This window comes from Bacillus nitratireducens (assembly GCF_036320425.1).
Lineage (GTDB): Bacteria > Bacillota > Bacilli > Bacillales > Bacillaceae_G > Bacillus_A > Bacillus_A nitratireducens.
The window spans coordinates 275,246-301,109 of sequence record NZ_JAUMJO010000002.1; the positions used below are offsets into that span (position 1 = coordinate 275,246).

The window sequence follows — 25,864 nt, forward strand, 5'->3', positions numbered from 1 at the left end:
ATTAATCCTAAAAATGGAATTTAAGGAGGGGCTATGCACAAAAAAATCGGATTTTGGGGATTCATCATATCTTGCAGTCTATTAATCATTTTAAGTCAATTTACAAACAATGCATGGGTAAGTATCATACCTGTTTTCGGGTTTGTATTTATACTTTTATATAACTGGGATGATATGAAACAATATAGTAAGAAAAGTATCGGAATTATGATAGGTATCACTGTTGTTTGCTCATTTTTCGTAGGGTTTCTTTTAATAGAAGGGCAGAAACAAATGGAGAAAATGTCTATTTTTCAAGAATGGATGTCTTCTGCAAAAGGTCTTTATATTGTACTTGTAGTTGTTATTTTTCTAAGAATTGTTATAAGCATAGCAAGTTACATATTAAAGGCGAAGTAGAATGGGGGAGTACGAATGAGAGAGAAAATAGGGTATTATGGTGTGCTCGTTTGTTTACTATTATCAGTTATTTCAGGGCAATTTCTTAAAAGTGAATGGGTACCATTTATATTATGTATAGGAGTATTGATTTTTGCTCCTATGTATCGCTGGGATGAATGGAAAGCATATAGTCGAAAAAAGAAAATTGTTTTCAGTATCGAGTTTGTTATTATAATTAGCACGATTCCATTTTTGTTATTGAAAGGAAATGAGATAATAGATGGAATTGTAATGTTTCAAGGGTGGTTGTTTATTGCGAAATTACTATATTTAATATGCATTTTAATGTCGGTAGCGGTAGTTGCTAAAAAAGTAAACGAAAAGTTATTCGTTAATGAATAAAAGAAAATGCCACCTTATTCGGTGGCATTTTCTCATTTTACTGAATGAGCTTTTTGCATCTTTTTAACTAAACGAATTTGTCCGCGATGATTGATTTCATCTTCAAATACGTGAAACCATTTAAAGTAGTTATTTGCTGGTTTGTCATGCCAAAAGTCTGTCGTTTTAAATAGCCATTCATCAGGTAACGATTGAAAAGTTTCAATCGTTTTGGAACGTACTTCTTGTAACGTATTTATGTAAAATTCTATAGAGTTTCCTTTTATTTTCTCACGTCCAAGATCTCCTAACTCAATAGCAGGTAACCAGCGTTCTAATTCAGCTTCCGTTGGTTCACGGTCTTCAAAAGTATGAATTTGGTAGTAAAATTCAATAGCAGCCATATGGTACAAAAGCATACCAATTGAGTTTGCTTCCTCATCATATAAATAATCAAGTTCTTCAATTGTTAAACCTTTCACCGCTTGCATTGTTGTATAGCGAGCGTAATTCATCATGGAAACAAGTTTGGAAAATTCAGCTTGCAAACCATCTATTTTATCAATTACAAAATTCAATTAATATTCCCCCTCTTTAAACAATTACTCCGGAGAAAGAATTCTATGTGCAGAGAAAAACTCCTGTTAAAAAAGGTCATGATTTTAACAAGGTATGACAATTAGTTCCCGATTTGATTTTGTAATAACTTCATATCCGTCTTTTGTAATGATAATATCATCTTCAATTCTACAACCGCCCCAGTTTGGTATGTAAATACCAGGTTCAACGGTAACGACCATACCTTCTTCTAAAGTAGCTTTACTTTCTTGGGATAAGCGGAGAGGTTCATGAATTTCTAACCCAAGACCATGACCAGTAGAGTGTCCAAAATATTGACCGTATCCATGTTCTGTAATGTAATCTCTCGTTATATCATCGATACTTTTCGCAGTTTCTCCAGGTTTAATCGCTTCCGTCCCACGTTTTAAAGCTTCTCGTACAACATTGTATATCTTTTTGAATTCTTCTGATGGTTCACCAATTGCTACAGTACGTGTTATATCGGAACAATATCCATCGTAAAGTGCACCGAAATCTAATGTAACGATGTCGCCTCGCTCGATTATTTTATTTGATGCAACTCCATGAGGAAGTGAAGAACGGACGCCAGAAGCTACAATGATTTGGAATGAAGAGGATGTAGCCCCTTTTTTTCGCATGAAAAATTCTAACTCATCTCGTACATCATTTTCACTTATTCCTGGTTTTAGAAACGTAATGATATGGTGAAATGCTTCGTCAGCAATATTAGCTGCGATTTTCATTGTTTCTATTTCAGGCGTGTCTTTAATAATACGAATATTTTCGATGATTTCGCACACTTGAACCATCTCCGCATGTACGTATTTTTGTAAGTTTTTATATTGTTGTAATGTCATGTTATTTTCTTCAATTCCGAGCCTTTGAATGTTTAATTTCGATACTTGATTTGCAACTTCTTTCTCTAAATTTCCTTTATGCATAACAATTTCAGCGTCTTTTATTTGTGATTTCGCTTGATCTACATAGCGAAAATCAGTTATAAAAACCGCTTTATCCACAGAGATTAAGACGACGCCAGCGCTGCCTGTAAAGCCTGTTGCATATTGGCGATTTTCTTTTTTTGTAATAAGTAATCCGTCAATTTCATATTTTTGTAGTTGATTTTGGATTTTATTAATTCTTAAATTCATGTTAATTTCCCCCTTTTCACAGTATTGAATAAAGCAAATAGCATGCCAAAATGTATATTTGAAGAAAAAGGATAGTAGGAACTACATATGTTTTAGGGGAGATAAAAAATTAGTCCGCTATTTGTGAGAGGCGGTTTGTTCATAAAATCAAGATTACTTCAATAATCAGTGGGGGGATGAAAAAATATTGATTGGAGGTGCACTTTATATACATACTGTAAAAAAATTTATACAGATGTGAAATGACACTGTCAATTTTTTTGACAATATTGAAGGGGAGAAAGATGTTATGAATGAGTGAATGGATATATGAACTGAATTGAAACCCTATAAAAAATGCGTTGCTTATAAGCAACGCATTTTTTTATATTTACGCTTTTAATTTCATTACAGTATCAGCATCAGGTGTTACATATACGGTTTGCTGATTGTCGTACGTAACAAAGCCAAGTTTTGCGCCACTCGGTTTTTTGACATGACGTATTTTCGTGAAATCAACAGGTACAGAGCTAGACTCTTTTGCTTTACTGAAATAAGCGGCGATTTTTGCAGCCTCTAGTAAAGTTTCTTCAGCAGGTTCTAAAGAACGAATGACAACATGAGAGCCAGGTATGTCTTTCGTATGTAACCAAATTTCATCACGACGGGCAAATTTCGTTGTTAAATAATCATTTTGTTTATTGTTTTTGCCGACGAAAATTTCTGTTCCATCACTAGCTAAATATTTGTCCAATACCGGTTTAGTTGGTTTCTTCTTAGCATTTTTTGCTTTGCGATTGCGCATATAACCTTCTTCGGCTAATTCCTCGCGAATTTCTTCGATGTCTTTTGAAGAAGCAGCTTCCATTTGTTGAAGTAAGCTATCAAAATAAAGAATTTCTTCATTTGTTTTTTCGATTTGTTCTTCTACTACAACAACTGAATTTTTTGCTTTTTGATATTTTTGGAAATAGCGTTGTGCATTGTCGGATGGTGTTTTTAAAGGATCTAATGTGATTTTTACAGTTCCACCATTTTCGTCGTAATAGTTAACGACTTCAATATCTTTGTCACCTTTTTTCAAAGCATACATATTGGCTGTAAGTAGCTCTCCAAAAAGTTGATATTTATCTGCTTTCCCGGCATCTTGTAATGTTTTTTCTAGTTTAATGAGTTTTTTCTCATTTTTATTTTTTTCGTTTTGCATAAAGCGCTCTAAATCATGCGCCTGTTGTTTTACACGATCGCGCTCTGCTTTACCGAAAAAGAAGCGATCTAACAATTCGCTTACTGATGAGAATGTTTTTTCTTCTCCTTGCAAGTGCGTAAGAGGGAAAAGATAAAAGAATTCTTTCCCGTTTGCAGTACTCATTGTTGGTGAATATGTATGAGTTAGTAATGGCTTTTGTATGGAGAAAAATGCTTCAGATAATGCTTTTTCATTTACCATACCTGCTTTTTTCACTACTTCTTTTGCGAATAACGGTGATATTCCCGTAAAAGTGCCGACAAGCTGTTTATCCATGTTTCCAGATAGAAAGTCTAGCGGTCTAATAAATTCATCATCTGTTTCAATCTGAAGCGGGTTAATTTTATGTTGTGCTGGTGGTGCAATATATTCAGCTCCAGCGTATACAGTTCGATGTCGGTTTACTGCTAAAGAAACGTGTTTTAAGCTATCTAAAATATTGTTTGTTTTTGTGTCTACTAAAATGATGTTACTATGTCGTCCCATGATTTCAATTACTAATGTCTTTAGCGATTCATCACCAATTTCATTTCTGCTGCGAACTGTAATTTGAATAATGCGCTCTAAATCAATTTGTTCAATCTTTTCAATGAAACCACCTTCTAAATGCTTGCGGAGAAGCATACAAAACATTGGTGGAAGTGCAGGTGAATCGTAATTTTGGTTTGTTAAGTGTAAACGTGCATATGTCGGATGAGCGGAGAGAATCAGTCTTTGATTCTTTCCGTTTGCGCGAATATGTAATAAAATCTCGTATTTTGAAGGTTGATATATTTTGGAAATTCTTCCCGTGTAAAGAGAATTTGCAATTTCATGTGTAATCGCTCTTGTAAATAATCCATCGAATGCCATAAATGAACACTCCTTTCTAACTAAAAGTTAATTATAGCATTTTTTTGGACGAGGCTGAATAAGCTTTCATTAGAGTATGTCTGGAATCAGGAGGTCGATGGCAGGATGAATTGGTATGAAATGCGTGCACATGAAGTGGAGGAAAGAACGAATACGAATGTGGAGGTAGGTCTTACAGAGCAAGAAGCAGAGGGGCGATTAAGGAAATTTGGTACAAATGAATTGCAAGAAGCAAAGCGGCCTTCTGCACTTATGGTGTTTTTAGCGCAATTTAAAGATTTTATGGTACTTGTTTTATTTGGTGCAACAATTATTTCAGCTTTTTTAGGAGAATACATCGATTCAATTGCAATTGTTGCGATCGTTATTATCAATGGTATCCTCGGTTTCTTTCAAGAAAGGAAAGCTGAAAAATCGTTGGAAGCTTTAAAAGAGTTGGCAGCTCCTCAAGTTACGGTACTAAGAAATGGGAAGTGGATAAAGGCACCGTCTAAAGCGCTTGTCTTAGGTGATATTATTAAGTTTTCTAGTGGCGATCGTATTGGCGCGGATGTTCGTCTTGTGGAATCTTCAAGTTTATATATCGAAGAGTCTGCTCTTACAGGGGAATCAGTGCCGGTACAAAAGAAGGTAGAAGCATTACAAGGCCAAGATGTTTCAATTGGTGATCAAAAAAACATGGCATTTATGGGGACGATGATAACGAGAGGTGCTGGAACAGGGGTAGTCATAGCGACTGGAATGAATACAGCTATGGGTCAAATTGCAAATATGTTGCAAAATGCTGAGCAAATGGAAACACCATTACAAAGAAGGTTAGAACAGCTAGGGAAAATTTTAATTATTGTCGCTCTTATTTTGACAGCTCTTGTAGTATTAGCTGGTGTATATCAGGGGAATGAAGTGTATCACATGTTTTTGGCTGGGGTTTCGCTCGCAGTTGCGGCTATTCCGGAAGGATTACCAGCTATCGTTACAGTTGCGCTATCACTTGGTGTACAACGTATGATTAAAAAGAGAGCAATTGTGCGAAAGTTGCCAGCTGTAGAAACGTTAGGGTGTGCTTCTGTTATTTGCTCAGATAAAACAGGAACAATGACACAAAACAAAATGATGGTAACACATATGTGGTCAGGCGGAGAATTGTGGAAAGTAACAGGTCAAGGCTATGAGCCAACGGGTTCGTTTATGAAAGGTGAAGAAGTAATTGACCCTACTAAGACGAAATCACTGTACCAACTACTCACATTTGGCTGTTTATGTAATAATGCGAATGTTATTCAAAAGAAAAAGGCGTATGTGTTAGATGGAGATCCGACAGAGGGAGCTCTCGTAGCTGCTGCAATGAAGGCGGGAATATCACGTGAAGCTCTTAAAGGAAAGTTTGAAGTCATCCGTGAATTTCCTTTTGATTCAACTAGAAAAATGATGAGCGTTATCGTTCGTGATCGTGAAGGGAAGAAATTTGTTATTACAAAAGGAGCGCCAGATGTTTTATTGCAAATGAGCCAAACGATTTTATGGGGGAATAAACAGCAGCCTTTAAGTGAAATGTATCGAAAAGAAGTGCAGGCAGCGATTCATAGTTTAGGGAGTCAAGCTTTACGAACGATTGCGGTGGCATTTAAACCGTTAAAAGCTACAGATTCAATTGAGCATGAAAGAGAAGTAGAGCAGGATTTTATGCTTGTTGGAATACAAGGAATGATAGATCCGCCAAGATCAGAAGTGGCGCAAGCGGTGAGGGAGTGTAAGGAAGCTGGTATTAGAACGGTAATGATTACGGGAGATCATAAAGTGACAGCAATGGCAATTGCGGAACAGTTAGGGGTTTTACCACCGGGTGGACGCGTTGTTGAAGGTGTAGAACTTGCGAATATGGATGTAGAGGCATTAGAAGATATTGTAGAAGATACGTATGTATTCGCTCGAGTGTCTCCTGAGCATAAATTGAAAATCGTTAAGGCGCTGCAAAATAAGGGGCATATAGTAGCTATGACGGGTGATGGAGTGAACGATGCTCCAGCTATTAAAACAGCTGATATAGGGATTGCGATGGGAATTACAGGGACAGATGTTGCAAAAGAAGCTTCTTCACTTGTTTTGTTAGATGATAACTTCGCTACGATTAAATCGGCAATTAAAGAAGGTAGAAACATATATGAAAATATTCGGAAGTTTATTCGGTATTTGCTAGCATCTAACGTTGGTGAAATTTTAGTTATGTTATTTGCGATGTTACTTGCACTGCCATTGCCGATGGTTCCAATTCAAATTTTATGGGTGAACTTAGTTACTGACGGTTTACCAGCGATGGCATTAGGTTTGGATAAGGCTGAAGGAGATGTCATGAAGAGAACACCACGCCATCCGAAAGAAGGGGTGTTCGCTAGAGGGCTTGCGTGGAAAATTATAAGTCGTGGTTTTCTAATCGGAGCAGTGACATTAGTAGCGTTTATTATTGCATTTAACCAGCATCCAAATGAATTAAAGTATGCACAAACGGTAGCCTTCGCAACATTAGTACTTGCTCAGCTTATTCATGTATTTGATTGTCGTAGTGAACATTCTATATTTCATCGTAACCCGTTTGGAAATGTATATTTAGTAGGGGCGGTTATTATTTCTTTACTGTTAATGCTTGTAGTTATATATTATCCACCATTACAGCCGATTTTTAGCACAATGCCGATACAAGCACGAGATTGGTTGTTAATTGGAGGATTATCATCTATTCCGACTTTCTTATTAGTAGGATCTTTATTAACAAGAAAAAAGGATAAAAAGAAAAAGCCACTGTTATATAAGAAGGGATTAAACTTGAAATAGTCAATGATATGAAAATATGATATAATTTACAGAAGGTAGTAGAGCCTTGTCTCTATTACCTTTTTCATTGAGTTATTTCATGGCTTGGATGTGATAAAGATGATTTGTAGTATGACAGGATTTGGAAGGTCGAAAGTAGAAAATGATACTTTTCAAATAACAGTAGAAATGAAGTCGGTGAACCATCGCTTTTTAGAAATGAGTATTCGACTTCCGAAGCAAATGATGGTGTTTGAAGACAAAATTCGTAAAATAATTGCAGAACAAGTTCGCCGTGGACGTATTGAAGTGTCTATTAGTATAACAGGTGAAGGGCTTGTTGAAAGAAAATTAAGTGTGAATTGGGAGCTTCTCAAGCAGTACCAATCCATTATGGAAGATATAAAAGGGAAATTTCAATTACAAGATTCTATTACACTCGGGCAACTAATGGGAATGCCAGAAGTAACGGCAATTGAAGAAATAGAAAATGTAAATGAACAATTTGAAAACAGTTTATATGAGGCTGTTCGCCAAGCTGCTCATATGTTAAAAATGATGAGAGATGGCGAAGGAGAACGATTACATAAAGATATAGCGTATCGTTTGCAAGAGATTCACAATTGTGTAAATGCAATTATTCCACATGCACCAATTGTTACACAAAAATATCGTGAACGATTAGAAAATCGCTTAAAAGAATTACATAATCAAGATTTAGATGAACAAAGATTGTTAACAGAAGTCGCAATGTTTGCAGAGCGTTGTGATATTCACGAGGAGTTAGTTCGTTTACAAAGTCATTTAGATCAATTTCGTGAAACACTGCAGATTGAAGAGCCTGTTGGAAGGAAAATGGACTTCATCGTGCAAGAGATGCATAGAGAAATTAATACGATTGGTTCTAAGGCAAATGACTTAACAATATCAAAATATGTTGTAGAAATGAAAAATAACCTTGAAAAAATTCGTGAACAAGTACAAAATATTGAGTAGCTTTCAAAAAATATATAAAGTTATACGTGGTGGAGAAATCGGATAGACTTACTAGGAGGCGCAAACTATGGCCATGCGGTTTTTAAATATTGGATACGGAAATATTGTATCTGCTCATCGAATTATTGCTATTGTAAGTCCGGAGTCAGCTCCTATTAAACGAACAGTACAGGAAGCACGTGAACATAATGCTTTGCTTGATGCTACGTATGGGAGAAAAACAAGGGCGGTTATTGTGATGGATGATGGGCATGTTGTATTAAGTCCAATTCAGCCAGAGACGATTGCACATCGTTTGAATAATAAAGAAGATTTAAGTGAGGAAGGGTAGGTTTTACATATTTATGAGAAGTAGAAGAGGATTGCTCATCGTGCTTTCAGGACCTTCTGGGGTTGGAAAAGGAACGGTTCGCAAAGAGCTATTTAGCCAGGAGGATACACGTTTTCAGTACTCTATTTCAGTAACGACGCGTAAACCGCGTGAAGGTGAAGTAGATGGTGTGGATTATTTCTTTAAAGAGAGAGAAGAATTTGAAGAAATGATTCGTAATGAAAAATTACTTGAGTGGGCTGAGTTCGTAGGTAATTATTACGGAACACCGATTGATTATGTTGAAAAAACATTACAAGAAGGAAAAGACGTGTTTCTAGAAATTGAAGTACAAGGAGCAATTCAAGTTAAGAAAGCCTTCCCTGAAGGTGTATTTATTTTCTTAGCACCTCCAAGTTTATCTGAACTAAAGAACCGAATTGTCGGTCGTGGTACAGAAACTGAAGATGTTATTGAAAATCGTTTAACTGTAGCGAAAGAAGAAATCGAAATGATGGACGCTTATGACTATGTTGTAGAAAACGATCAAGTTGAATTAGCTTGCGACAGAATTAAAGCAATTGTGGTTGGCGAACATTGCCGCCGCGAAAGAGTAGCAAAATATTATAAAGAAATGACGGAGGGTCTATAATTATGTTAAATCCATCAATTGATTCATTATTAACAAAAATCGATTCTAAATATACGCTTGTAACAGTAGCTGCAAAGCGTGCGCGTGAAATGCAACTTGCGAACAATTGTGTTATTGAGCAACCTGTTTCTCATAAATGTGTAGGTAAATCATTAGAAGAAATCGATGCAGAAGTATTAAAATATGTACCAAGCGAAGACAAAATCATCGATTAAGACATTCTTTTCGACAAATTAAAACATAGACTTTATAATTTTCTATGTAACGGTAACAACCTATTTACAAGTAGGTTGTTATTTTTTTACGATAGGGAAGAAATAATCGTAAAAAGGTGGAACAACATATTGGTACTGACGAGCTGAAAATTCTATTTCAGTAGAATAAGTTTGAAAAAGAAAGAGGACGAGTCATATGCTAAAAGGGAAAAAGATACTTCTATGTGTAACAGGAGGCATTGCAGTTTTTAAGGCAGCTGCGCTAACGAGTAAATTGACACAAGCAGGTGCTACTGTAAAAGTAATGATGAGTGAATCGGCAATGAAGTTTGTTACACCTCTTACATTTCAAGCGCTTTCTCGCCACGATGTATATACGGATACGTTTGATGAAAAAGACTCAGCGGTTATCGCTCACATTGATTTAGCGGATTGGGCAGATGTTGTACTTGTGGCACCTGCTACAGCGAATTGCATTGGGAAGTTAGCGAATGGTATTGCGGATGATATGATAACGACTACGTTGTTGGCTACTACAGCTCCAGTTTGGATTGCGCCTGCTATGAATGTGCATATGTATGAAAATAAAATTGTTCAAAAAAATATGATGACGTTAAAAGCGTTAGGATATACATTTATTGAGCCTGGCGAAGGCTTTTTAGCATGTGGTTATGTAGCTAAGGGAAGACTGGAAGAACCTGAGGTGATTATCGGAAGATTAGAAGAGGTTTTCTCAGAACAAAAACCATTGCAAGGAAAGCGAATATTAATAACGGCTGGCCCGACACGTGAAAAGATTGACCCAGTCCGTTTTATGACGAATTTTTCTTCTGGAAAGATGGGGTATGCAATTGCAGAAGTGGCAGCAAGCTTAGGTGCTGATGTCATACTTGTGTCAGGACCGACAGCATTAAATCCGCCATTACATGTAACAACAATACAAGTAGAATCTGCACAAAATATGTTAGAGGCAGTTCTTCAACATTATCAGAATGTAGATGTTGTTATCAAGACAGCGGCAGTTGCAGATTATCGCCCAAAATATGTTCACGATAATAAAATGAAAAAGCAAAATGGCGATGCTGTTATTGAATTGGAAAGAACAGTAGATATTTTAAGAACATTAGGTGAGAAAAAAGAGCGACAGTTACTTATCGGATTTGCAGCTGAAACGACGAATATAGAGGAATATGCGACGAGAAAATTACGTGAGAAAAATGCAAATATGATTGTTGCGAACGATGTGAAAGCGCAAGGAGCTGGCTTTGGTACAGATACGAATATTGTAACAATGTATAGAAAAGATGGAGAGATTATTGAGTTACCACTTTTAACGAAGAAAGAAGTGGCTCGTGAAATATTAAAGCAAATCGAAATGATGTTAGAAGATGATTGTGTATGAAGTTTGCAAGTGTAATTGTTGATGTACCAGCACGTCAAACAGATCGGCCGTTTGATTATATCATCCCTAAAAAATGGGAAGATATCGTGCAAACAGGAATGCGTGTAGTAGTTCCATTCGGTCCAAGAAAATTGCAAGGTTTTATTATTGGCATAAAAGACTCGGCTGAGGTAGAAAGTAAAAAATTAAAGGCACTCCATGAAATATTAGATGTTACTCCAGTTTTAAATGAGGAATTATTAAGGCTTGGATATTGGCTTACAAGTGAAACGTTATGTTATATGATTTCAGCTTTTCAAGTGATGCTTCCGACAGCGATAAAAGCGACGTATAAAAAACGGATACAACTTCGTAAACAAGAAGAAGTAGCACCTGAACTACTGTTTTTATTTCAAGACAAAGAGGCGATAGATTGGGAAGTGATTGAGACGCAACCACATCTATACCGCACTATTCAACAAGAAATTAAAAATGGCACGATTGAAGTTGTTTATCAGGTAAAGGATAAAGTGCAAAAGAAAAAACAAAGAGTAGTACAGCCGGAGTTGCCAGAAGATAAATTAGAATTAGCGGCATTTGAACTGAAAAGTAAAAAACAACAAGATGTACTCTATTATTTTGTGGAAAATTATAAAAGTGTACCGTTGAAAGTGATAACAGAAGAGTTGCAAATAACAGATGCTCCAATAAAAGCACTTGTTAAAAAGGGGCTAATCTCAGAAAAGTATGTGGAAGTATATCGGAATCCATATGACGATGATGATTTTGAACAAACGAAACCATTTCCGCTTACTGAGGAGCAAAAGCAAGTTATTACACCGATCTTATCATCAATTGCAAATGAAACTTATAATCCATTTTTACTATATGGTGTTACAGGAAGTGGGAAGACAGAAGTATATTTACAATCTATAGCAGCGGTGTTGAAAAAGGGAAAAGAAGCTATTGTACTTGTTCCGGAAATCGCGTTAACGCCTCAGATGGTAGATCGTTTCAAAGGTAGGTTCGGTTCACAAGTTGCGGTTCTTCATAGTGCACTTTCAGTTGGTGAAAAATATGATGAATGGCGAAAGATTTTAAGAAAAGAAGTGAAAGTTGTAGTGGGTGCACGCTCAGCTATTTTTGCTCCTTTTGAAAATTTAGGAATTATCATTATAGATGAAGAGCATGAATCGAGTTATAAGCAAGAAGATAATCCGAGATATCATGCAAGAGATGTAGCGGTGTGGAGAGGGCAATATCATAAGTGCCCAATCGTTCTTGGAAGTGCAACCCCAACACTTGAATCATTTGCTAGAGCAAAAAAGGGTGTCTATGAGCTGCTGACGATGGAGAAACGTATGAATGAACAAGCTTTGCCGACCGTAGAAATTGTGGATATGCGTGAAGAACTTCGTGATGGAAATCGCTCAATGTTTTCAAAAGCACTACATGAGAAAATAGCAGATCGATTAGAAAAGAAAGAACAGATGGTTCTCTTTTTAAATAGAAGGGGGCATTCTACGTTTGTGATGTGCCGTGATTGTGGATATGTCGTACAATGTCCGCATTGTGATATTTCGTTGACATACCACAAAATGAATCATCGTTTAAAATGTCATTATTGTAGCCATGAGGAAAATATGCCAACAGAGTGTCCGGCTTGTAATAGTACGTATATTCGTTTCTTTGGTACTGGTACACAAAAGGTAGAAGAAGAAATCACAAAACTATTTCCACAGGCGCGAGTCATTCGAATGGACGTAGATACAACAAGCCGCAAAGGAATGCATGAAAAATTATTAAAGGCATTTGGAGAAGAGAAAGCAGATATATTACTGGGAACACAAATGATTGCAAAAGGACTTGACTTTCCGAAAGTGACGCTTGTAGGTGTATTAACGGCAGATACGATGCTTCACTTACCTGATTTTCGAGCGAGTGAAAAGACCTATCAGCTATTGACGCAAGTGAGTGGACGTGCTGGAAGGCATGAATTGCCAGGGGAAGTTGTAATTCAAACGTATACACCAGAACATTACAGTGTAGAATTAGCAAAGAATCAGCAATATGATGTGTTTTTTGAACATGAAATGCAAATGAGACGAACAAGACAATATCCACCGTATTATTACGTTGTGCTTGTAACCGTATCTCATCCAGAATTATTAAAGGCAGTCCAAGTGACGGAAAAAATTGTCGGTCATTTACGAACGCATTGCTCACAGCAAACAATGGTGTTAGGCCCAGTTGCTTCAGCGATTCCAAGGATAAAAGATAGATATCGTTACCAATGCATGATAAAATACAAACGGGAACCAAACTTAAAGAACGTGCTCAAAATGGTAAATGAACATTATCAAGCAGAAATGCAAAAAGAGCTACAAATCTCAATTGATTTTAATCCAACAATGTTAATGTAGCGGAGGGAAATATGGCAGTTTTAGAAATTGTAAAGCATCCAAATGAAGTATTAGAAACACCATGCGAAAGAGTAATTAACTTTGATAAAAAGTTAGTGAAATTGTTAAAAGATATGCATGAAACAATGTTAATTGCAGACGGCGTTGGTTTAGCTGCGCCACAAGTAGGTGTGAGCTTACAAGTTGCTGTTGTTGATATCGATGATGATACGGGTAAAATAGAATTAATAAATCCGGTTATTTTAGAAAAACGTGGTGAACAAGTAGGTCCCGAAGGCTGCTTAAGCTTTCCGGGACTTTATGGTGAAGTGGAGCGTGCAGATTACATTAAAGTGCGTGCGCAAAATCGTCGTGGGAAAATATTCTTATTAGAAGCAAAAGACTTCTTAGCGCGTGCGATTCAACATGAAATCGATCATTTACATGGTGTTTTATTTACATCTAAAGTGACGAGATATTATGAAGAAAACGAATTAGAATAGGTGTTAAAAGGAGCGGTTTTTGAATGATAAAAGTAGTATTTATGGGAACACCGGACTTTTCTGTACCGGTGCTTCGTCGTCTTATCGAGGATGGATATGACGTAGTGGGTGTTGTAACACAACCTGATCGTCCAGTGGGTAGAAAAAAGGTTTTAACGCCTACTCCAGTTAAAGTTGAAGCGGAGAAACATGGCATTCCGGTGCTACAGCCACTGAAAATTCGTGAAAAAGACGAATATGAAAAAGTATTAGCACTAGAGGCGGATTTAATTGTAACAGCTGCGTTCGGTCAGATTGTACCAAACGAAATTCTAGAAGCACCAAAGTACGGATGTATTAATGTCCATGCATCATTACTTCCAGAGCTTCGCGGTGGTGCACCGATTCATTATGCGATCATGGAAGGGAAAGAGAAAACAGGCATTACAATTATGTATATGGTAGAAAAATTAGATGCTGGTGATATCTTAACGCAAGTAGAAGTGGAAATTGACGAGCGTGAAACGACGGGATCGTTATTCGATAAGTTAAGTGAAGCCGGTGCACATCTTCTATCTAAAACAGTACCTTTATTAATTCAAGGTAAGCTAGAACCAATTAAACAAAATGAAGATGAAGTAACGTTTGCATATAATATAAAACGTGAGCAAGAGAAAATTGATTGGACAAAAACAGGTGAAGAAGTATACAATCACATTCGCGGATTGAATCCATGGCCAGTTGCTTATACAACTTTAGCAGGACAAGTTGTAAAAGTATGGTGGGGAGAGAAAGTTTCTATGGCAGAGAAAGCTGAACCAGGTACAATAGTAGCTTATGAAGAAGATGGATTTGTTGTTGCAACAGGTAATGAGACAGGTGTTAAAATTACTGAATTGCAACCGTCTGGTAAAAAGCGCATGAGTTGTTCACAGTTTTTACGTGGAACAAAACCTGAAATTGGTACGAAGTTAGGAGAAAATGCATGAGACAAAATGTTCGTGAGTTAGCTCTTGATGGTTTAATTCAAGTAGAAAAAAGTGGCGCATATAGCAACTTACTTTTAAATAACCTGATTGAAAAAAGTGCAATTGATAGAAAAGATATAGGCTTATTAACTGAAATTGTATATGGAACAATTCAACGTCGTGACACATTGGACTACTATTTACAACCATTTTTAAGAAAGAAGGTTGAGGCTTGGGTAAGAGTGTTGCTTCGCCTATCTTTATATCAAATGTTATATTTAGACCGAGTTCCAGAAAGAGCGGCTATTCATGAAGCTGTTGAGATTGCGAAACGTCGTGGGCATAAAGGGATTTCAGGCATGGTGAACGGAGTATTACGTTCAATTCAGCGAGAAGGTGTACCATCGTTAGAAGAAATCAAGGATCCGGTAGAACGTCTTGCGATTACAACGAGTCATCCAGCTTGGCTTGTACAAGACTGGGTATCTGAATACGGTTTAGAGACAGCAGGGAAAATGTGTGAAGTAAATATGTTACCACCTGTACCGACAGCACGTGTGAATGTTGATAAGGTTACGGTGGAAGAAGCGATTGGGCTATTAGCAAACGAGGGTATAGAAGCGAAACGTGGCGATTTGTCAGATGATGCAATTCAAATTGAAAGAGGGAATGTAGCGCATACAGAAGCGTTTAAAAAAGGATTTCTCTCTATTCAAGATGAAAGCTCTATGCTGGTGGCACGTGCTTTAGAACCGAATGAGGGCGATGAAGTCCTTGATAGTTGTGCTGCCCCAGGCGGGAAAACAACGCATATTGCAGAGCGATTAAAGGGAACTGGTAAGGTAATGTCCCTTGATTTACATGCACATAAAGTGCGTTTAATTAGACAACAAGCAGATCGACTTGGTCTAGAAAATGTAGAAACAAAGGCATTAGATGCTAGAAAAGTTCAAGAGCATTTTGAAAATGAAACCTTTGATAAAATATTAGTAGATGCGCCATGTTCAGGATTCGGTGTTATAAGACGTAAACCTGATATTAAGTTAGGGAAAGATAAGGGCGATAGTGAACGATTATCAACGATTCAATTTGCGATATTAGAAAAAATAGCACCATTATTAAAACAAGGTGGTCGCCTTGTTTATAGTACGTGTACAATTGAAAAAATAGAAAATGAACAAGTAATAGAACGGTTTTTACAAGAGCATCCTGAATTTGAGTGGGATACTACGATAAAAGAACGTATGCCAGAAAAATTAAGTCCGTACATTGATGAAGGTCAAGTACAAATTTTACCGCATTATTTTGCAACAGATGGCTTTTATATTGCTTGTTTAAGAAAGAAGGTGTAGCATCATGGAAACAACTGTAAAAAAACAAAAGAAAAATCTAGAAACAAAGAAACCATCAATTTACTCTTTACAACTTCATGAAATGCAAGATTGGTTAAAGGAACAAGGGGAACCTAAATTCCGTGCAGGGCAAATTTTTGATTGGTTATATAAAAAACGTGTAAAAAATTATGAGGATATGTCAAACCTTTCTAAAGGATTGCGCGATAAATTGTCGAATTCCTTTGATATTACTACTTTAAATACATTAGTAAAACAAACGTCTTCGGATGGAACAATTAAATTCTTATTCCAGTTATACGATGGATACTCTATTGAAACGGTATTAATGCGACATGAATATGGAAATTCGATTTGTGTAACAACACAGGTTGGTTGTCGAATTGGCTGTACGTTCTGTGCTTCTACACTTGGTGGACTAAAACGAAACCTAGAAGCTGGAGAAATTGTAGCGCAAGTAGTGGAAGTTCAGCGTGCGCTTGATGAAACAGAAGAGCGTGTAAGTTCTCTTGTTGTTATGGGAATTGGAGAGCCGTTTGATAATTACGACAACTTAATGTCATTCTTACGCATTGTAAATCATGAAAAAGGAATTCATATTGGTGCAAGGCATATGACAGTTTCAACAAGTGGAATTGTTCCAAAAATTTATAAGTTCGCTGAAGAAGATATGCAAATCAATTTTGCGATTTCATTGCATTCTGCAAATACAGAGTTACGTTCAAAATTAATGCCGATTAACCGTGCTTATAAGCTACCAGATTTAATGGAAGCTGTTAAATACTATGTAAATAGAACAGGGCGTCGTATTACGTTTGAATATGGCTTATTTGGAGGAGAAAATGACCAAGTTGAGCAAGCTGAAGAACTTGCTGCGCTCTTAAAAGGTGTAAAATGTCATGTAAACTTAATTCCGGTAAACTACGTGCCAGAACGTGATTATGTACGTACGCCACGAGAGCAAATTTTCTTATTTGAAAAGACGCTAAAAGATCGTGGAGTGAATGTAACAATTCGCCGTGAACAAGGTCATGATATTGATGCAGCCTGCGGTCAGTTGCGTGCAAAGGAGCGCAAAGAAGAGACGAGGTGACGAGATGAAAGCCGTGTTTCTATCGGATAAAGGGAAAGTTCGTCAACATAATGAAGATAGTGCAGGAGTTTTTCACAATTTAGATGGAAATATTTTAGCGGTAGTAGCAGATGGAATGGGAGGTCATCGAGCTGGCGATGTAGCTAGCTCGATGGCTATTCAATTATTCCATGATTATTGGAAGCAAACGCATAATATGAATGAGCCTAAAAAGGTAGAAAAGTGGTTACATACTAACGTTGGAATTATTAATGAGCGTATATATGCTTACTCTAAGCAACATGTAGAATGTAATGGCATGGGAACAACGGTTATCGTAGCGATTTGTACACCTAGTTTTGTAACAATCGGTCATATAGGAGATAGTCGTTGTTATATGGTATCAGAGGGAGAAATATCGCTTATAACGGAAGATCACTCACTTGTAAATGAACTTGTTAGGCACGGTGAAATTTCAAAAGAAGATGCAGAATATCACCCGAAAAAGAATGTTCTATTAAGAGCGTTAGGAACAGAAGAAACAGTCGGATTAGATGTTAAAACATTAGTTCTCGAAGAAGATGATCAATTGCTTCTTTGCTCTGATGGATTGTCTAACAAAGTCCCTATGGCTGATATGCAACAAATTTTACAATTGAATGAACAGCTCGAGGCGAAGGGAGAGCATTTCATTCAATTAGCAAATGATCGTGGTGGAGAAGATAATATCACTCTCGTTATTATTGATTATGCGGATTCGGCAAACGAAAGTAGGTGAAGTGCAACGTGCTGATTGGAAAACGCTTAAATGACCGTTATAAGCTGCTGAAAATGATTGGCGGTGGAGGGATGGCCAATGTATATTTAGCTCATGATGAAATACTTGGCCGAGATGTAGCGGTAAAAATATTAAGACTCGACTATTCAAATAACGAAGAGTTTATTAAACGTTTCCATCGAGAAGCGCAATCTGTTACAACGTTGTCGCATCCAAATATTGTGAATATGTATGATGTTGGGGAAGAGGATGGTATATATTATCTTGTAATGGAATATGTACCTGGACGAACATTGAAGCAATACATAATTGATCGAGGGATGTTACCGATAGGAGAAGCTCTTGATATAATGGAGCAGTTAACGTCCGCCATGGCACACGCCCATCACTTTGAGATTGTGCATCGTGATATAAAACCGCACAATATTTTGATTCGAGATGATGGAGTGATAAAAGTCACAGACTTTGGAATTGCGACAGCTACAAGTGCAACAACAATTACACATACAAATTCGGTGCTCGGTTCTGTACATTATTTATCACCGGAACAAGCACGTGGTGGTATAGCGAATAAACAATCAGATATTTATTCACTTGGGATTGTTATGTTTGAATTGTTAACAGGAAGACAACCGTTTTCAGGTGAATCTGCTGTTGCAATAGCTTTAAAACATCTACAAAATGAAATACCATCTCCAAAAAGATGGAATGAAAATATTCCACAAAGTGTTGAAAATATTATATTAAAGGCAACTGCGAAAGATCCATTCCATCGATATCAATCTGCTAACGCGATGAAACGGGATATTGAAACAGCGCTATATCCAGAAAGAATAAATGAACAACCATTTTACATACCAGAAGATATGGAAGCAACGAAAGCGATTCCAATCATTCAACAAGAACAATTATTCCAAAATGTGAGTGATGAAACAATTGTGCTAAAAGGAAGTAAAGTGGATGAACAAGCAAGAAAAGAAGAGACCGAATCAGCTAAGAAGAAAAAACGCAGTAACAAATGGCTGAAGGTTTTAATTACAACATTTTTACTTTTAGCGATAGGGATAACATTAGCGCTTACTGTTATTCCAGGCTTCTTTATTCCGAAAGATGTGAAGGTTCCTGATGTGGCTGGTATGAAGTATACGACAGCTGTAAATACATTAGTTGAAAAAGGCTTTGAAGTTACAGAACCTAACATTGTATATACAGATAATGTTGAAGTGGGAAAAGTGATAAAAACAGATCCAATAGCCGGAAGAGTAGTGAAAGAAAGCTCTAAAATTACTATCTATCAATCAGGTGGAAAAAAGAAAAGTAAAATGAGTGACTTCACAGGAAAAGATTTCGAGAGTATAAGAGCTGAGTTAGAAGAAAAATATAAACAGGTTACCATTAATTTTATTGAAAATGATAAGCCGAAAGGTGAAATCGTAGAGCAAATACCAACGCCTGATCAAATGGTTATAGAGGCAGAACAAGAACTGAAGATTTGGGTAAGTAAAGGACCTTATCAAATTAGGCCAGGTGATTTTTCAGGATGGACTGAAAATAGTGTAAAAGGTTACTTAAATGAAAGAAAGCTTGTTTCTGATATAAAAAGGGAGTATTCAGATACTGTCGAAAAGGGACTTGTTATTTCTCAATATCCAAAACCTGGGACACCTTTAAAAGAAGGAGATAAAGTAACGATTGTTATCTCTGATGGTCCGAAGCCTAAAGTGACGAAAACAGTAAAAGTGGATAATATTTCTATCCCATATGAAGCTTCTGCAACAGGTGAGAAAAAACCGCAAACAATAGAAATTTATAAAGAAGATATGCAGCAAAAAATGGATAGACCAGTTGAAACGAGAACGATTACTGAGTCAGCGACTATTTCTTTAGAATTTGTAATTCAAGAAGGTTCAAAGGGACATTATAAAATTGTTCGAGATGGAGTAACGATTATAGAAAAAGAAGTACCATATCCAGCTCAACAATAATGGATTCCATTCTTGTTTTATAGAGGATGGAATTTGTCCTGCTATCTGTTGGTAGTAAGACCCTCGCCTCAAAATCCGGCTGTAAAGCAAAGAAGGTAGGCAGGATTGATTGCCCGTAAAAGCCCGATTGGTGAGGACTTTTACTAATCAGAGGGGATCGATAAACCCCCAATGATTAAAGTTTCACTTTATTACTCTTGCCTGTTATCTGTCTAAATAATGGATGGTATAGCAGGCAAAAATATATGATTCAAAAGCTATAAAGGTGATACTATTGTGAATAATATTTTGAATGTGATGGTAGTTTAAATATATTACCTGGGTATATATTTAGTTAGTTTTTAAATAATTGTTTAAAGAACTCTAGTCAATTCATTATTAATTACAGTTTCACTTTATACAAAATAAAGGAGAATTATATGCCAGAAGGAAAAATTGTAAAAGCTCTAAGTGGGTTTTATTATGTGCAGCATGAAGAAGGAATTACACAATGTCGCGGGCGTGGTGTATTTAGAAAGAATAAAATTACGCCACTTGTAGGAGACCAAGTCGTTTTTCAAGCAGATAATCCGAGTGAAGGATACGTGTTAGAAGTATTTGATCGAAAAAACGAACTTGTTAGACCTCCTATTGCTAATGTTGATCAAGCGATTCTCGTTTTCTCTGCAGTAGAACCAGATTTTAATCCCGGACTGTTAGATCGATTTTTAGTACAGATTGAATATCATAATATTAAGCCGATTATTTGTATTAGTAAGATGGATTTAGTGGATGAAAAAATGAAGGAAACTGTTGAAGCTTTTGCAAATGATTATCGTGAAATAGGTTATGATGTATTATTTACTTCTATAAATACATCGGAAAGTATCGATATTTTGAAACCATTCTTAGAGGGCTGTGTTTCTGTCGTTGCAGGACAATCTGGTGTTGGAAAATCTTCAATGTTAAACGTTTTACGTCCAGATTTAGAATTGAAAACAAATGATATTTCTTCACATTTAGGGCGCGGGAAACATACGACAAGACACGTGGAATTAATTACAGTGGGGAGCGGGCTTGTTGCGGATACACCTGGTTTTAGTTCGCTTGATTTCATAGATATAGAGGTAGAAGATCTTACATATTGTTTTCCAGAGTTGAAAGAAGCGAGCCAATACTGTAAATTTAGAGGGTGTACACATCTTTCTGAGCCGAAATGCGCGGTGAAAGCTGCGGTTGAAGAAGGAAAGATAACTGAATATCGTTATAAGAATTACAAACAATTCGTAGAAGAAATTAGAGAGAGAAAGCCGAGGTATTAGTTATGATTAAAATTGCACCATCGATTTTATCAGCAGATTTTTCAAAATTAGGGGAAGAAATTAAAGATGTAGAAAAAGGTGGAGCTGATTACATTCACGTCGATGTAATGGATGGACATTTCGTACCAAATATTACGATTGGACCATTAATTGTAGAAGCTATCCGTCCGATTACATCATTACCATTAGATGTACATTTAATGATTGAAAATCCTGATAACTATATCCCGACTTTCGCAAAAGCGGGAGCAGATATTATTACTGTTCATGTAGAGGCGTGTCCTCATCTACATCGTACAATTCAGTTAATTAAATCTCATGGCATTAAAGCAGGGGTTGTATTAAATCCGCATACACCAGTATCGGTAATTGAACATGTATTAGAAGATATAGATATGGTATTACTAATGACAGTAAATCCTGGATTTGGTGGACAGAAGTTTATTCATTCTGTATTACCGAAGATTAAAGAAGTTGCAGAAATGGTTAAAGAGCGAAATCTAGAAGTAGAAATTGAAGTTGATGGTGGTGTAAATGCTGAAACGGCAAGACTTTGTGTTGAAGCAGGAGCGAATGTTCTTGTAGCAGGATCAGCAGTATACAATCAAAAAGACCGCGGTGAAGCAATTCGTATAATTCGTGGATAAAGAATGAATGGCCTTTATTCTAGTGAAGCATCTAGTTAATTAAGACTTCACTATTTTATACAGGATAGAGCGAAAAATAAGGAGAAAGGCAATCTACCGAATGGCAGATTGCCTTTTTACAATAGAAGGGGAAGAAAAAATGATTGTTCATATTTTGGCAGGAGGACCTGTAGAATACTGCGCAGATTTTTCTCGATATGAAAATGAAGAAGTAGTGTGGGCGGCGGTTGATAGGGGAGTGTACCGTTTGTTAAAAAGTGGAATTACTCCGACTGTTGCATTTGGGGATTACGATTCGGTTACTGAGGATGAGTTAGCATGGATGAGGCAGCAAACAAATGAGTTACATATTGTTCCGCGAGAAAAAGATCAAACAGATTTAGAAATTGCAATTAGCTGGGCTTTAGAACAAAATCCGAAATTAATTCGTATTTTTGGCGCGACTGGTGGAAGACTTGATCATGGTTTGGCAAATATACAAATGCTTTTAAAAGGTTTAGCGGCAGAGATAGAAATGTGTATTGTAGACAATAAAAATGAAATAACAGTAAAAAAAGTTGGTACACATATAATTGAAGAAAATGAAAATTTTCCTTATGTATCCTTTGTACCGGTTACTGAAACAGTTGAAGGTATTACATTACGTGGATTTAAGTACTCTCTTACTAACAAGACAATAGAGTGGGGATCGACACTTTGTATTAGTAATGAACTCATTGTGGAAAAAGGTACTTTTTCATTTACTTCTGGCATATTAATGATGATAAGAAGCACTGATTGAAGAAACAATTTTGCTCCTTGCATCATATAGTAAACAAGTGGAGTAATGGGGATTAGGAGGGAAACCATGAGATTTTATACAATTAAGTTACCTAAATTTCTTGGTGGAATTGTACGTGCGATGTTAAATACCTTCAAAAAAGACTAAAAAAAGCACCTATTACCGGTGCTTTTTCCATTGTTATAATAAAAAAAGAGCCTAGCGGCTCTTTTTTTTATTATTAAACACGTTCGATTTTGCCAGATTTTAATGCTCTAGCAGAAACGTAAACACGTTGAACTTTTCCGTCGATGCGTACGCGAACTTTTTGAAGGTTAGCGCCCCATTTACGTTTTGTAGCGTTCATTGCGTGAGAACGAGAGTTACCAGAACGAGCTTTTCTTCCAGTGATAGCACAAACACGAGCCATTTATATTTCCCTCCCTTGATACCTTACCATACGTAATTTTTCAATGTTAGTCTTTTTTGCGATGCTAAAAACACTACTATAATTTAACACAACTAAAAAGAGAATGCAACACCGTAGAAAAAAGAAATCAAGAAAAATTACTTGACACCATATATCAATGAAGAAAAGCTGAAATCAAGAAAAATTGCTTGACATATTATAGTGGTACATGTTGTATAATAACAATGGACTATTTTGCTCATCATAGAAAAGTTGTAGTATAAAACATAAAATATGAGAGTGAAAAGAAAGAACGATGGAATTTTCTTTAAAAAGATTATATGATAGTAACTAAAGTAGTCTAGCTCACTTTCACCATTTATGAAGGGGGAAACGAGATGTCAATTGAAATTAAAACGAAGTACGGTCAAATTGATATTAGTACAGATGTAATTGCGACAATTGCTGGAGGTGCCGCAGTAGATTGCTACGGTATCGTAGGTATGGCATCAAAAAATCAGTTAAAAGATGGATTAACAGACATTTTACGAAAAGAAAACTTCACTAGAGGTGTTATTGTTCGTAAAGATGAAGATGAAGTACATATTGATATGTATATTATTGTGAGCTATGGTACGAAAATTTCAGAAGTAGCACATAACGTGCAGACTAAAGTGAAATATACATTAGATCAAACTGTAGGACTAGCAGTAGATTCTGTAAACATCTACGTACAAGGAGTTAAAGTAATAAACTTGTAATGTGCATTAAGGAGGAAAATCTGTGTCAATTCAAAAAATTGATGGAAAACGTTTATCACAAATGATCATTCAAGGAGCAAATAATTTAACAAATAATGTTCAGCTTGTTGATGCGTTAAACGTATTTCCAGTTCCAGATGGCGATACCGGTACAAACATGAACTTATCAATGACTTCAGGCGCACGTGAAGTGAAAGAAAATCCTTCACAGCATGCTGGTAAAGTCGGCGTAAGTTTAGCCAAAGGATTATTAATGGGAGCTCGTGGTAACTCTGGGGTTATTTTATCTCAGTTATTCCGTGGTTTTTCTAAATCCATTGAACAAAAAGAAGAATTAACAACAGTTGATTTTGCTGCAGCTTTAGAGGCTGGAGTAGAGGCAGCGTATAAAGCGGTTATGAAACCAATTGAAGGAACGATTTTAACGGTTGCAAGAGAAACGGGTAAATATGCAGTGACAGTTGCGAAAAAACAGCGCGACTTTGTTTTGTTTATGGAAGACGTTGTAAAAGAAGCGAATGCATCGTTAAATCGTACGCCAGATTTATTACCTGTATTAAAACAAGTTGGCGTTGTAGATAGCGGTGGTAAAGGTCTAGTTGTTGTATATGAAGGATTTTTAGCTGACTTAAAAGGAGAAACGATTTCTTCTAATGTGCAGACGCAACCATCTATGAATGACATGGTACGCGCAGAACATCACCGTAGTGTACAAAGCCAATTGAGTACAGAAGATATTAAGTATGGATATTGTACGGAATTCATGGTGAAATTAGAGCCTGAAAAAATGAAGGAACATAATTTCTCTGAACAAAAATTCCGTGAAGATATTAGTGTGTACGGAGATTCACTACTTGTTGTATCAGATGATGAGGTTGTTAAGGTTCATATTCATGCGGAACATCCTGGAGATCCTATGAACTATGGACAACGCTACGGTAGTCTAATTAAGATTAAAGTAGAAAATATGCGTGAACAGCATACGGCTTTATTAGATGAACCTACTATGGTGCCTGAACAAACGAATCAACCAAAAGAGAAACAACCGTATGGTATTGTGACTGTAGCTATGGGATCTGGTATTAAAACTTTATTTGAGAGCATTGGCGCAACGAAAGTTATCGAAGGTGGCCAAACGATGAATCCAAGTACGGAGGATATCGTGAAGGCGATTGAAGAGGCGAATGCTGAAAAGATCATCATTTTACCAAATAACGGAAATATCGTAATGGCAGCAGAACAAGCAGCTTCAGTAGTAGATCAAGAAGTTATTGTTGTTCGTTCGAAAACAGTTCCTCAAGGTATGGCTGCAATGTTAGCATTTAATCCAGTTGGAACGTTAGAAGAGAATAAAGAAAACATGAACGAAGCTTTATCTCATGTGAAAACAGGTCAAATTACGTATGCTGTTCGTGATACGGAAATTGACGGTGTGGCAATTCAAAAAGATGATTTCATGTGTATTGCAGATGGAAAAATCGTATCAACAAACGCTGAAAAAGTAGGAGCTGCGAAGCAATTACTAGAAGCACTAATTGATGAGGATTCTGAAATCGTAACGATTCTACAAGGTGAAGATGCAACAGACGAAGAAGTGGCTGAATTAGTTGCGTTTGTTGAAGAGAACTTTGAAGATGCAGAAGTAGAAGTACATGCAGGGAACCAACCGGTGTATTCTTTCATCTTCTCTGTAGAATAAGAAAAGATTCGTTTTAAAAATAAATGGATTACTTACTTGCTAATGGATGAAAAGTAGTGATATGAAATTTATTACTAGTTTTTATTCAAAAGGCTAGCATATTGATGATAGAAAAGAGCCTTGCTGCTAATAGTGAGGCTCTTTTCTTGCGTGTTGTATATCTTTGTTTTGTCCCGCTATTTGTGGGCAGTAAAATTTCCACCCCTAAATTCGGCTAGAGCAAAGAAGTTAGTTGGGAGATTAACTGCCCGTAAAAGCCCGATTGGTGAGGGCTAATAATCAGTGGGGGATGAACAAAACCCCACTGATTA

The 25,864-nt window shown here is 36.6% G+C and carries 25 protein-coding genes; 21 read left to right on the forward strand and 4 right to left on the reverse strand.

The window, feature by feature from the left end; all coding sequences use genetic code 11:
• The first annotated feature begins 33 nt into the window (after nt 1-33).
• Nucleotides 34-399 (forward strand): YoqO family protein, encoded by a 366-nt coding sequence (locus Q3V31_RS07785; RefSeq protein WP_016130190.1) that lies wholly within the window; start codon nt 34-36, stop codon nt 397-399.
• 15 nt (nt 400-414) lie between these two features.
• Complete coding sequence (locus Q3V31_RS07790; protein ID WP_016130189.1) at nt 415-783, forward strand: YoqO family protein; 369 nt, start codon at nt 415-417, stop codon at nt 781-783.
• 32 nt (nt 784-815) lie between these two features.
• Here the strand turns inward: Q3V31_RS07790 and Q3V31_RS07795 are convergent, their stop codons facing one another.
• The 3 genes from Q3V31_RS07795 to Q3V31_RS07805 all read right to left on the reverse strand — a co-directional run bounded on the left by Q3V31_RS07795 (nt 816) and on the right by Q3V31_RS07805 (nt 4,575).
• Nucleotides 816-1,340 carry a DinB family protein gene (locus tag Q3V31_RS07795; RefSeq protein WP_090813322.1) on the reverse strand — a complete coding sequence of 175 codons (525 nt, stop codon included), beginning with the start codon at nt 1,338-1,340 and terminating at the stop codon, nt 816-818.
• 84 nt (nt 1,341-1,424) lie between these two features.
• The gene (locus Q3V31_RS07800) at nt 1,425-2,495 is read right to left on the reverse strand and encodes a M24 family metallopeptidase (protein WP_016130187.1); all 1,071 of its coding nucleotides are present in this window, start codon (nt 2,493-2,495) and stop codon (nt 1,425-1,427) included.
• 370 nt (nt 2,496-2,865) lie between these two features.
• The gene (locus Q3V31_RS07805) at nt 2,866-4,575 is read right to left on the reverse strand and encodes an Rqc2 family fibronectin-binding protein (protein ID WP_329764219.1); all 1,710 of its coding nucleotides are present in this window, start codon (nt 4,573-4,575) and stop codon (nt 2,866-2,868) included.
• Nucleotides 4,576-4,680: 105 nt separating this feature from the next.
• Here Q3V31_RS07805 and Q3V31_RS07810 point away from each other — a divergent pair, with 105 nt between their 5' ends.
• The 17 genes from Q3V31_RS07810 to spoVM all read left to right on the forward strand — a co-directional run bounded on the left by Q3V31_RS07810 (nt 4,681) and on the right by spoVM (nt 22,852).
• On the forward strand, nt 4,681-7,404 hold the full coding sequence (locus Q3V31_RS07810) for a calcium-translocating P-type ATPase, SERCA-type (protein WP_001104737.1): 2,724 nt from the start codon (nt 4,681-4,683) through the stop codon (nt 7,402-7,404).
• A 99-nt stretch (nt 7,405-7,503) separates the two neighbouring features.
• Nucleotides 7,504-8,379, forward strand: a complete 876-nt coding sequence (locus tag Q3V31_RS07815) for a YicC/YloC family endoribonuclease (RefSeq protein ID WP_000564114.1) — start codon at nt 7,504-7,506, stop codon at nt 8,377-8,379.
• Nucleotides 8,380-8,446: 67 nt separating this feature from the next.
• Entirely contained in the window at nt 8,447-8,710 is a 264-nt protein-coding gene (gene remA, locus Q3V31_RS07820) for an extracellular matrix/biofilm regulator RemA (protein WP_001251456.1), read from the forward strand.
• A 13-nt stretch (nt 8,711-8,723) separates the two neighbouring features.
• Nucleotides 8,724-9,341: a guanylate kinase gene (gmk, locus tag Q3V31_RS07825; protein ID WP_033656620.1), complete on the forward strand. Its 618-nt coding sequence runs from the start codon at nt 8,724-8,726 to the stop codon at nt 9,339-9,341.
• Nucleotides 9,342-9,343: 2 nt separating this feature from the next.
• Complete coding sequence (rpoZ, locus tag Q3V31_RS07830) at nt 9,344-9,556, forward strand: DNA-directed RNA polymerase subunit omega (protein ID WP_000933968.1); 213 nt, start codon at nt 9,344-9,346, stop codon at nt 9,554-9,556.
• A 196-nt stretch (nt 9,557-9,752) separates the two neighbouring features.
• Entirely contained in the window at nt 9,753-10,958 is a 1,206-nt protein-coding gene (gene coaBC, locus Q3V31_RS07835) for a bifunctional phosphopantothenoylcysteine decarboxylase/phosphopantothenate--cysteine ligase CoaBC (protein ID WP_000911741.1), read from the forward strand.
• Nucleotides 10,955-13,360, forward strand: coding sequence for a primosomal protein N' (priA, locus tag Q3V31_RS07840; RefSeq protein WP_000666703.1), 2,406 nt, complete (start codon nt 10,955-10,957; stop codon nt 13,358-13,360). The genes coaBC and priA overlap by 4 nt, the downstream gene beginning before the upstream one ends.
• 11 nt (nt 13,361-13,371) lie before the next feature.
• On the forward strand, nt 13,372-13,842 hold the full coding sequence (gene def / locus Q3V31_RS07845) for a peptide deformylase (RefSeq protein WP_000279466.1): 471 nt from the start codon (nt 13,372-13,374) through the stop codon (nt 13,840-13,842).
• 23 nt (nt 13,843-13,865) lie between these two features.
• Complete coding sequence (gene fmt, locus Q3V31_RS07850; protein ID WP_000598796.1) at nt 13,866-14,810, forward strand: methionyl-tRNA formyltransferase; 945 nt, start codon at nt 13,866-13,868, stop codon at nt 14,808-14,810.
• Nucleotides 14,807-16,141: a 16S rRNA (cytosine(967)-C(5))-methyltransferase RsmB gene (rsmB, locus tag Q3V31_RS07855; RefSeq protein ID WP_001249669.1), complete on the forward strand. Its 1,335-nt coding sequence runs from the start codon at nt 14,807-14,809 to the stop codon at nt 16,139-16,141. The genes fmt and rsmB overlap by 4 nt, the downstream gene beginning before the upstream one ends.
• Before the next feature lie 4 nt (nt 16,142-16,145).
• A complete protein-coding gene (gene rlmN / locus Q3V31_RS07860; protein ID WP_000450535.1) occupies nt 16,146-17,234 on the forward strand; it encodes a dual-specificity RNA methyltransferase RlmN in 1,089 nt (362 codons plus the stop codon).
• A gap of 4 nt (nt 17,235-17,238) precedes the next feature.
• The gene (locus Q3V31_RS07865; RefSeq protein WP_000648692.1) at nt 17,239-17,991 is read left to right on the forward strand and encodes a Stp1/IreP family PP2C-type Ser/Thr phosphatase; all 753 of its coding nucleotides are present in this window, start codon (nt 17,239-17,241) and stop codon (nt 17,989-17,991) included.
• An 8-nt stretch (nt 17,992-17,999) separates the two neighbouring features.
• Complete coding sequence (gene pknB, locus Q3V31_RS07870; protein ID WP_000904772.1) at nt 18,000-19,976, forward strand: Stk1 family PASTA domain-containing Ser/Thr kinase; 1,977 nt, start codon at nt 18,000-18,002, stop codon at nt 19,974-19,976.
• Nucleotides 19,977-20,395: 419 nt separating this feature from the next.
• Nucleotides 20,396-21,277, forward strand: a complete 882-nt coding sequence (rsgA, locus tag Q3V31_RS07875) for a ribosome small subunit-dependent GTPase A (protein WP_001113940.1) — start codon at nt 20,396-20,398, stop codon at nt 21,275-21,277.
• A gap of 2 nt (nt 21,278-21,279) precedes the next feature.
• The gene (rpe, locus tag Q3V31_RS07880) at nt 21,280-21,924 is read left to right on the forward strand and encodes a ribulose-phosphate 3-epimerase (protein WP_000589964.1); all 645 of its coding nucleotides are present in this window, start codon (nt 21,280-21,282) and stop codon (nt 21,922-21,924) included.
• Between the two features lie 100 nt (nt 21,925-22,024).
• Nucleotides 22,025-22,705 carry a thiamine diphosphokinase gene (locus Q3V31_RS07885; protein WP_000752661.1) on the forward strand — a complete coding sequence of 227 codons (681 nt, stop codon included), beginning with the start codon at nt 22,025-22,027 and terminating at the stop codon, nt 22,703-22,705.
• A 66-nt stretch (nt 22,706-22,771) separates the two neighbouring features.
• Entirely contained in the window at nt 22,772-22,852 is an 81-nt protein-coding gene (gene spoVM / locus Q3V31_RS07890; protein WP_001213599.1) for a stage V sporulation protein SpoVM, read from the forward strand.
• 73 nt (nt 22,853-22,925) lie between these two features.
• Here the strand turns inward: spoVM and rpmB are convergent, their stop codons facing one another.
• A complete protein-coding gene (gene rpmB / locus Q3V31_RS07895; protein ID WP_000124776.1) occupies nt 22,926-23,114 on the reverse strand; it encodes a 50S ribosomal protein L28 in 189 nt (62 codons plus the stop codon).
• A gap of 377 nt (nt 23,115-23,491) precedes the next feature.
• Here rpmB and Q3V31_RS07900 point away from each other — a divergent pair, with 377 nt between their 5' ends.
• Both Q3V31_RS07900 and Q3V31_RS07905 read left to right on the forward strand, forming a co-directional pair.
• Nucleotides 23,492-23,854 (forward strand): Asp23/Gls24 family envelope stress response protein, encoded by a 363-nt coding sequence (locus Q3V31_RS07900; protein ID WP_000021109.1) that lies wholly within the window; start codon nt 23,492-23,494, stop codon nt 23,852-23,854.
• A 22-nt stretch (nt 23,855-23,876) separates the two neighbouring features.
• Nucleotides 23,877-25,553 carry a DAK2 domain-containing protein gene (locus Q3V31_RS07905; protein ID WP_000027116.1) on the forward strand — a complete coding sequence of 559 codons (1,677 nt, stop codon included), beginning with the start codon at nt 23,877-23,879 and terminating at the stop codon, nt 25,551-25,553.
• Nucleotides 25,554-25,864: the final 311 nt, after the last annotated feature.

Bases quoted from the DNA above. Each gene is read 5' to 3' on its own strand.
- Q3V31_RS07785 (WP_016130190.1), top strand. From the start codon at position 34: ATGCACAAAAAAATCGGATTTTGGGGATTCATCATATCTTGCAGTCTA.
- Q3V31_RS07790 (WP_016130189.1), top strand. From the start codon at position 415: ATGAGAGAGAAAATAGGGTATTATGGTGTGCTCGTTTGTTTACTATTA.
- coaBC (WP_000911741.1), top strand. From the start codon at position 9,753: ATGCTAAAAGGGAAAAAGATACTTCTATGTGTAACAGGAGGCATTGCA.
- rsmB (WP_001249669.1), top strand. From the start codon at position 14,807: ATGAGACAAAATGTTCGTGAGTTAGCTCTTGATGGTTTAATTCAAGTA.
- Q3V31_RS07885 (WP_000752661.1), top strand. From the start codon at position 22,025: ATGGCAGATTGCCTTTTTACAATAGAAGGGGAAGAAAAAATGATTGTT.
- fmt (WP_000598796.1), top strand. From the start codon at position 13,866: ATGATAAAAGTAGTATTTATGGGAACACCGGACTTTTCTGTACCGGTG.
- def (WP_000279466.1), top strand. From the start codon at position 13,372: ATGGCAGTTTTAGAAATTGTAAAGCATCCAAATGAAGTATTAGAAACA.
- rpoZ (WP_000933968.1), top strand. From the start codon at position 9,344: ATGTTAAATCCATCAATTGATTCATTATTAACAAAAATCGATTCTAAA.
- rlmN (WP_000450535.1), top strand. From the start codon at position 16,146: ATGGAAACAACTGTAAAAAAACAAAAGAAAAATCTAGAAACAAAGAAA.
- spoVM (WP_001213599.1), top strand. From the start codon at position 22,772: ATGAGATTTTATACAATTAAGTTACCTAAATTTCTTGGTGGAATTGTA.
- rpmB (WP_000124776.1), bottom strand. From the start codon at position 23,114: ATGGCTCGTGTTTGTGCTATCACTGGAAGAAAAGCTCGTTCTGGTAAC.
- rsgA (WP_001113940.1), top strand. From the start codon at position 20,396: ATGCCAGAAGGAAAAATTGTAAAAGCTCTAAGTGGGTTTTATTATGTG.
- Q3V31_RS07865 (WP_000648692.1), top strand. From the start codon at position 17,239: ATGAAAGCCGTGTTTCTATCGGATAAAGGGAAAGTTCGTCAACATAAT.
- Q3V31_RS07800 (WP_016130187.1), bottom strand. From the start codon at position 2,495: ATGAATTTAAGAATTAATAAAATCCAAAATCAACTACAAAAATATGAA.
- rpe (WP_000589964.1), top strand. From the start codon at position 21,280: ATGATTAAAATTGCACCATCGATTTTATCAGCAGATTTTTCAAAATTA.
- remA (WP_001251456.1), top strand. From the start codon at position 8,447: ATGGCCATGCGGTTTTTAAATATTGGATACGGAAATATTGTATCTGCT.
- gmk (WP_033656620.1), top strand. From the start codon at position 8,724: ATGAGAAGTAGAAGAGGATTGCTCATCGTGCTTTCAGGACCTTCTGGG.
- priA (WP_000666703.1), top strand. From the start codon at position 10,955: ATGAAGTTTGCAAGTGTAATTGTTGATGTACCAGCACGTCAAACAGAT.
- Q3V31_RS07900 (WP_000021109.1), top strand. From the start codon at position 23,492: ATGTCAATTGAAATTAAAACGAAGTACGGTCAAATTGATATTAGTACA.
- Q3V31_RS07805 (WP_329764219.1), bottom strand. From the start codon at position 4,575: ATGGCATTCGATGGATTATTTACAAGAGCGATTACACATGAAATTGCA.
- Q3V31_RS07810 (WP_001104737.1), top strand. From the start codon at position 4,681: ATGAATTGGTATGAAATGCGTGCACATGAAGTGGAGGAAAGAACGAAT.
- Q3V31_RS07815 (WP_000564114.1), top strand. From the start codon at position 7,504: ATGATTTGTAGTATGACAGGATTTGGAAGGTCGAAAGTAGAAAATGAT.